5 protein-coding genes and 1 pseudogene are annotated in these 6858 nt (G+C 58.8%); 4 read left to right on the top strand and 2 right to left on the bottom strand.

Features of this window, described 5'->3' with window-relative positions; genetic code table 11:
* Positions 1 to 300 precede the first annotated feature (300 nt).
* Positions 301 to 864 (bottom strand): DinB family protein, encoded by a 564-nt coding sequence (locus tag AC07T0_RS31565; protein WP_495004849.1) that lies wholly within the window; start codon positions 862 to 864, stop codon positions 301 to 303.
* Positions 865 to 1570: 706 nt separating this feature from the next.
* Here AC07T0_RS31565 and AC07T0_RS31560 point away from each other — a divergent pair.
* Positions 1571 to 1918, top strand: coding sequence for a DUF6124 family protein (locus tag AC07T0_RS31560; RefSeq protein ID WP_495004848.1), 348 nt, complete (start codon positions 1571 to 1573; stop codon positions 1916 to 1918).
* Between the two features lie 189 nt (positions 1919 to 2107).
* Here AC07T0_RS31560 and AC07T0_RS31555 read toward each other — a convergent pair.
* Positions 2108 to 2242: pseudogene (locus AC07T0_RS31555) on the bottom strand (NIPSNAP family protein); the annotation flags it as partial.
* Between the two features lie 129 nt (positions 2243 to 2371).
* Between AC07T0_RS31555 and AC07T0_RS31550 the strand changes: the two are divergent.
* From AC07T0_RS31550 to AC07T0_RS31540, 3 genes are all read left to right on the top strand, one after another.
* A complete protein-coding gene (locus AC07T0_RS31550; RefSeq protein ID WP_495004847.1) occupies positions 2372 to 3445 on the top strand; it encodes a hypothetical protein in 1074 nt (357 codons plus the stop codon).
* Between the two features lie 72 nt (positions 3446 to 3517).
* Positions 3518 to 5818, top strand: a complete 2301-nt coding sequence (locus tag AC07T0_RS31545) for a Kelch repeat-containing protein (protein WP_495004846.1) — start codon at positions 3518 to 3520, stop codon at positions 5816 to 5818.
* A complete protein-coding gene (locus AC07T0_RS31540; protein ID WP_495004845.1) occupies positions 5818 to 6576 on the top strand; it encodes a hypothetical protein in 759 nt (252 codons plus the stop codon). Before AC07T0_RS31545 ends, AC07T0_RS31540 begins: the two co-directional genes overlap by 1 nt.
* Positions 6577 to 6858: the final 282 nt, after the last annotated feature.

Raw genomic sequence — 6858 nt, 5'->3', positions numbered from 1 at the left:
GAGCGACGCTACACGACGCAATCGGCCAGATCCCACGAAATCGCTCTCTTCCGAGTGACTGGCCGCTTGCGGCCGATGCTGTTGAAAAACAGTCGGCCCCCATTTCTGCGGCCGAGCGACTTTTTCAACAGAGTCGGCCGTTTTCTGCCAGCGGCAACCGACCCACAGTGGACTAACAATTTTGCCAGCGATCCCCTCGCTCGGATCGCTATACCCCGCGAGAAATTTGGCACTATTGACTCGACCAGTCCCCCTCACGTGCTAGGTGTTTAGCCGTCCAGTCATATGCGGTGAGGCCTCTCAGCTGGGAACGTCAGGGGCTGGGCGTAATGGAACGTTCGTCGGAGGGAAGGTAAGCCGATCCTCGTCCAAAGCTCGTAGTGGTAGATCACCATCCAGGTGAAATTCGTCAAGCTGTGGAGGTGCAACACGGGTGCCGGACAGCATCGCGTGAACTTGTCCCCGATGATGGATCTGATGCTGGAATAGGTGCAGCAGTAGGCGGTCGACCCGCTCCAGTACTATGCCCTCCGCCCGCACAACCTCTGCTTGGCGACCCAATGAGTTCTCATCCAACCGTTCGCAATAAGCTATCAGTCGGATGTCTATCGCCGATTGAAGCTGCGCTATCTGATGAATCGATAAATCTGAAGGGAGTTCCTTACGTTGTCCTTCCAGATCAAGCTCCAGTGCTGCGAGGTAGAACTGATCCACGTCCAATATATGCAACAGCGTTCGTTCGATAGAGGGAAAGAAGCTCGTTCGTGCAGCCACGTACTCCTCGTGGCTTAACGCGAAGCATGCGGAAAGCAATCGCCGGTTCGACCACTGGTTGTTTTGTGCCTGCGCCAGGAAGCTGTTCATTGGGAATGGCCTAAAGGTTTGCTTGAGTCACAAGGATAGTGGATAGCGCATCCCTGATTGGTGTGACTACTCTGCTGGTCTCGTTCGCCAGGGTCCGGGCGCAGCGGTCAGGCGGTTCAGGAAGGCGGATATGGAAGTCCACTTTGCACGACTGGGAACATACTGGCTCATCGTACACTTCAATACGATCTCGACCGGCTGTACGCGAGGTTTCGGTGGTTCAGAGTGTTTGCTTCTGGCCGCCACTGTTCAGAAACTGATTTCCAGAGCAGACAGTCCGTACGTCTCCAGGTAGCGACCAGCTAGCGGTCTCTTTCACCTGTGGTGATCGACCATATGCCCAGTGGCACTCGCGGCCTCTCACCGAAGCAATTTCAGTGGCAGGCAAGAGAACTCTCTTTCCCTTGAGTGAAATTTCCTAGAAAATCCTGACCGCTTGTTTGCGCCTGATCTCGCGGCTAGGCTTCGACTCGTCACTGCTCATCAGTGATCGGGTTTAGTAGCCCGCCGTTTGACTAGGCGCAAAGTGCCCCCTTCAGCAAGGCGATGTCTTTCGACCTGCGCTTTATGGTGGCCGTGCGCAGGGCGCATTCGTGCGCGCCGGGCCTAGTCACCGGTCTACTAACCTGCGTTCGGCCGCCACCTTTAAATCGTTTAGTAGCGATGGTTGCGGCTCACTTCGTTGACTGACTTGGAGTCACGCCACATGTTCAAACCTACCCCCAATCCGCCTGCAACCTCAAACATCGAAAGCATCGACCCTCATATCGCCGACCGGGCGCTGTCTCACTACAACCTCGGTCCGAAGGCAGGTGCCAATCCAACGCCTGTCACCGTGTTGCATGATCATCTGCATGAGCCCGGGAACCAGGAAGGCGCCCTGGCCAACGTCTACTCAATTCTGCAATCCGCGGCGGCCACGGCCTATGAGCACGCCGACAACCAGACCGGTTCGAACCGCAAGGTGGCGATGGGTGTGGTGCATCTGATTGAGTTGGCACAGCTGAGGATGGACTCAGTACTGGATGGACAGGTAGTCAGCGTCAACGGCTGACCGCGTTCAAACGCTTGATGAACGGGAAGCGAGACTTCCCGTTCAATTGACTTTCAAAGCCCCACAGGCAATTGCCTGACACCTGCTCGGACCGAGACAAGAAACCCAAGGTAGTGTACGACTCAGTTGAACCACAACACCCATCAACACGAGTCGCTGACTGCACTCAATGTGGAACTGGCACGGACGGCCTTCGCGGTGGAGGAAGCAGTCGTGATGTGGCCCCCCAAACCAGCTCACCAGGGGAATCCATAGGTGGGCGTAATGTTCGAACTCCTTGAGTTTGTAAGGATCCAGAACATATTTCAGGTAACGGGGAGTCAAGTCGCACCTCTAGCTATTGTTGGATAGCCCGGCGGCTTACACTGTCTTCGTTCGTGGCACCGCCAGAGGCCCCATCCGGACATGAATACTTGCTAGACTGTCGCGCACAGGCCCAGGGAGTGGTGAGTCATGCGTGGAGCCTTCGCTCTGATTGCGCTGTTGAGTATTTTTTGGCCTGGCTTGGTTTTTTCAGCGCTCAAGGTGGAGCAGTTGAAATCCCGTCTCTATCCGGAAAAAGCGGATGATTTTGCCACTCCTCTGATAGTCGGTACGCCAGCGAATGTCGCGCTGCGCATCAATAACTGGCTGCAATACAGTCAGTTAGGCCTGATAGATGGCAAGTACACGCGATCGCCATTTGAAAAGCAGGATCCGGAAACTGGTACCGTCGGGCTGAGTTATTCCGTTCTGGATCAAGCACCGGGCTATCTGTCGCTGGAATTGAATGACTACTATATGGGCGCTCATCCCAGTTACAGCAGTCGGCCAGTGGTCTTCGATCTTCAGAGTGGCGAGCGGATCGAACTTGTCGATCTGCTCACCCCCGCCGCCATGGGGCGCCTGGACAAGCGCATGCTCCGTGCGCGTCTGGCAGCTATCGATGAACTCCTGAAAAGGCCGGACAGGGCCGACTCTTCGCCGGGATCGGATGACGGTCATGAAGACTCTGAGACTCAGCGCAGCAGTTACAGGGAATGTCGTGTACGGATGATTCGCGGCGAGTTGACCCGTAATGATTTCTACCTGGCGGGCGGCAAACTGACCTTGCTTCAGGGGTGTGAGTTCCCCCACGTGATCCAGGCGCTGGATGACCTCATGGATTTGCCGTATAGCGAGACTTACGCCGAGCTGGCCCCCGGCCTGACTTCTTACGGTCGCTGTCTGTTGCTCTCGCACCAGACGGATTGTGACTTGAGGGCCACCACGGGCTTGCATGACGGGCTCTATGTCGGCGAGCTGGGTGACAAGCTGCCGATCAGCCTGATGATCTTCGGCGACGGGCAGCCGTTCTATTTTTACAACCGCGACAAACAGCACATTCCGCTAACACTCACCCGAATGGGCACGGGGCATATTCTACTGCGCCTTGATCCTGCCGATGGGGGATCCGGGGTGTTCGACCTCAGGGTTACGGCCGACGGGAGCCTGTCGGGCAGCTGGACCCAGGGCGGGCGCGAGAAACTCCCGGTGACACTTCACTGACTCAACCGCTGGCCGGCTGAGGCACAGCGTCCTATCGACGCGATCAACCAACGTTCTCAATAAGGAAGTCCCATGATCAGGGATTTGTCAGTCCGTCTGCCGCTTGGTCTGGCGGGGTTGCTGTTGTGCATACTGACGGGGGCCCTTGCCCACGGGGCCGAAGGTGTTGCCCAGACGCTGCCGTTTGCGCCATTGCCTTCGGTGCATATCACCGGCGACGGCGCCATGACGCCGGATGCCTCCGGGGCTTTTCAGTGGCTTGGGCAAGATGGCCGGAAGTGGTCGTCCACCGATTACCATTGTGTGGCAGCCCCCACGACGTTGGACAGTTGGAACCCCGTGACAGGCCAGTTGACGCAGCGCCCGATTGTCATGGATGGCCTTACGGAAAATGCGTTGCTGCAATGGCAGGCACGGTTGCCCACGGGCATCGTTGGGCTGTGGATCGACTCCTGCCCGGGGCGCCAGATGGCGTTGTTCGGGTTTGTCGCCAATGATGGCAAGTCGCTGGGTCATGTCATCGAATACCGCGAGTCCCAGCCGCCTTCGCAAAAGGTCGTGCTGTCCCCCTCCATGTTGGGCCACGTCTGGCGCACGGAGGCCGATCGTCATTTGCACGTAGAGACCATCAGCGTGGTCGACGGCACCCTGCAGGTGACGCAGATGCCCGAGCTCGCGGTTGCCTACCGAAACGATTATGGCCTGGCCACTGTTGGCCCAGGCAATTTGATGATTCTTGGAGGCGGCGATGACCCGTACCGTGGTTGTAATGCCTGTCGTGACCAGACCTACGTGCTCGATGTAAAGACCGGCCAATGGAGTGACGGCCCGAGAATGCTTGAGGCACGGTCCGAGCTCAATGCCACGGCCCTTGCCGATGGCGGTGTGCTTGTCTCCGGTGGCTTTACGCATTTGGCGGGGGGGAGCAACGGGTCACGGACCGTAGAGCGCCTGGACCCCGCAACGGGCCGCTTTGTCCCGGCGGCCCCCATGCCTTCTGGCAACACCGGGCATCGTGCGATGGTTTTGCCCGGCAGTGATGGCCGCCTGTTGATGATGATTGCAGGCACTAGCGGCGACATTCTGGGGTATGAACCCGAGCGTGACACGTGGCAAGTGCTGGCGTCCGGTATGAGTTCACAATACGGCGGGTGCGCCGTTTTTCCATTTCAGGCGGCTGGTCGCCTCTATGCCTGGGCTGAATCAGGCTCCTTTGAGCACTCTCAATGCCTGGGGGACCAGAGCCTTTATCCGGTTGCATTGCGCCAGACGCTCTTCCCTCGCCAGGAAGCCGTTGCGGTGCCGCCGCAGTTGTTGTCGCTGCACCGGCAAGGCGCGGTTTTTTTGCCGGCGACGGCAAGCGAGCCGGCAATGGTGATGGGCGGTTCAGGCCTGAATGTGGTTGATAGCATCGACACCTCCGGCCGTCTGGGCACGGTATCGCCCATGCAGGCCGCTCACGACAGGGGCCGGGCGTACCGCTTCAATGGCGGCGTGCTGATAATGGATGGCAACCTGGACAATTTCAGAAAAAGCGATCCCCCGCAGCATTACCTGATGGAGTGGCTTCCCCCCGGCAAGGCTGACGATCCCCCGCAATGGCAGCGCGTCGATGGCACAGCGCCCTCGGTTATCAATGCGCTGACGACCCTGGCCAACGGTAACCTGCTGGAGGTTAATGCGGCAGGCGAAATTCATGAGATCAGCCTGGATAGCAGTACTACCCCTGCATCCCTGAAGCGGGTGGCGTGGCCGGCTTTCAAGCACCTGCGCCGGCCTTCGGCCACTGACCCGATGCAGATCCGCCAGATAGGCGACGGGCGAATTGTCTTTGTCGGCGGCGAATCCCAACCGCATGGGCTGGCGCTGTTTTCGCCGGACTCCGAGCGGCCTGAGGCGGTGGATGAATTCCAGTACCTGGGGGATTTCGACAGTACCGCTACCTATGTGACATTCGACCCGCAGCATGGGCGCTGGAGCGAGTCAGCCCTCAGTGTTTTCACCCAGGCCACCTCCCTTATCCTGGCGGACGGGCGAGTCGTGCGCTTTGGGACATTGCCCCTTGCGGCAAGTGATGGCCCTTATCCGATGGAGATATCCTCCCTCGATGGTGCGCACTGGTTGCGTCAACCGAACACCGGCTTGCCTGCCTTTGGTCAGAACCGCAGGGTGCTTGCGGTGAGCGACGACCTGGTGATGAAAGGCTGGGTCGTCGAAGCCCGCGCACCGAATGGCGGGCACTACGATACCGATTGGTTTGATCCGCAGACGTTGAAATGGACCACGGTGCTCTCCGCAGTCTCCCAAGGTCTTGAGTATCAAGTGGTGAGATTGCCCAATGACCACAGTGTTGTTCTGCAGGAGGACCGATAATGAAACTCACTTTTCTGGTACTCACGGCGAGCCTGCTGGTGTGCAAGAGCGCAGTGGCCCTGGATGACGGCACCTTTTCAGGCAAGCTGGTCATGGTGGTGGGCAACGATGTGACCACCTCCGACCCGGTAGTGGCAGGCAGCGACTGGCTGTCATTTCAGTGTGACGGCAGTGGCTGTAGCCTGCTCCCGGCGCAGGTAAGCGTCAGCGATGTGCCGAACAACAGAGACAGCATGGAGATGGTTCTGCAGCGGCTGCACTTCTCGAACACCGGATCGGACTCGCCCCCCGTCGTTGAAGCCTGGTTCCGCCGGGACAAGGCTCATGCCTGGCTCAAACCCGGTCCGGTACTGACCTTTGCCTCCGTTGAGGGACCCGTGGCGGCAGTTGTAAACCTTTCGACGGAGTCGTTCGAAACGGTCGCCGCCGGGCGTACCATTACCCTCATGCCACTGCTCGACAGGGATCGCAAGCGGATCAGGCTGCAACTGCGAGAACCGGGCGTACGGCAGATGCTGGATGATGTGAGTGAATGCCTGGCATCCTCGCCCGGCTACCTGCGCTGGGCCGGTGACCTGGATGGTGACGGGCGTCCGGACTATCTGATCGATTATCCCCGGGGAGCCGATAAAACCCATGCCGTGCTGTACCTGTCCTCACTGGCCGGCCCCCAACAGTTGGTAGGTTCAGCGGCTGTTTTTGATAGTGCTGTGGACTTCACCGGGTGCGATGGCAGCGACTTCTTCGGGAGTGAGTGAACAGGGCCGGAGATGCTTGCCCTGGCCCATCCGCTGCGTGTGACAGATGCCGGTGTGTCCCGAGAACAGAAAGGTCATGACGCAGCTGATAGCGACCATAGGGCCGACGACCTGCGCTTTATGGTGGCCGTGCGCAGGGCGCCTTCGTGCGCGCCGGACCTAGACATTTATCCGCGACGGTCTGACCTGGGGGTCAATGTTCTTTAGCAGCGGTTGAGGTGACTCAGCACCCCGGTGGTAGAACTCGGTCGATTAATGCACCGCCGCCTCCTGATTACCCAT

This window comes from Pseudomonas sp. GW821-FHT04D07, assembly GCF_059420225.1.
The sequence above is the reverse complement of the archived record's forward strand: the minus strand, read 5'-3'. Positions and strand labels throughout refer to the sequence as shown.

Coding starts and splice junctions, on each gene's coding strand:
- AC07T0_RS31565 (WP_495004849.1), bottom strand. CDS start 864: ATGAACAGCTTCCTGGCGCAGGCACAAAACAACCAGTGGTCGAACCGG.
- AC07T0_RS31560 (WP_495004848.1), top strand. CDS start 1,571: ATGTTCAAACCTACCCCCAATCCGCCTGCAACCTCAAACATCGAAAGC.
- AC07T0_RS31550 (WP_495004847.1), top strand. CDS start 2,372: ATGCGTGGAGCCTTCGCTCTGATTGCGCTGTTGAGTATTTTTTGGCCT.
- AC07T0_RS31545 (WP_495004846.1), top strand. CDS start 3,518: ATGATCAGGGATTTGTCAGTCCGTCTGCCGCTTGGTCTGGCGGGGTTG.
- AC07T0_RS31540 (WP_495004845.1), top strand. CDS start 5,818: ATGAAACTCACTTTTCTGGTACTCACGGCGAGCCTGCTGGTGTGCAAG.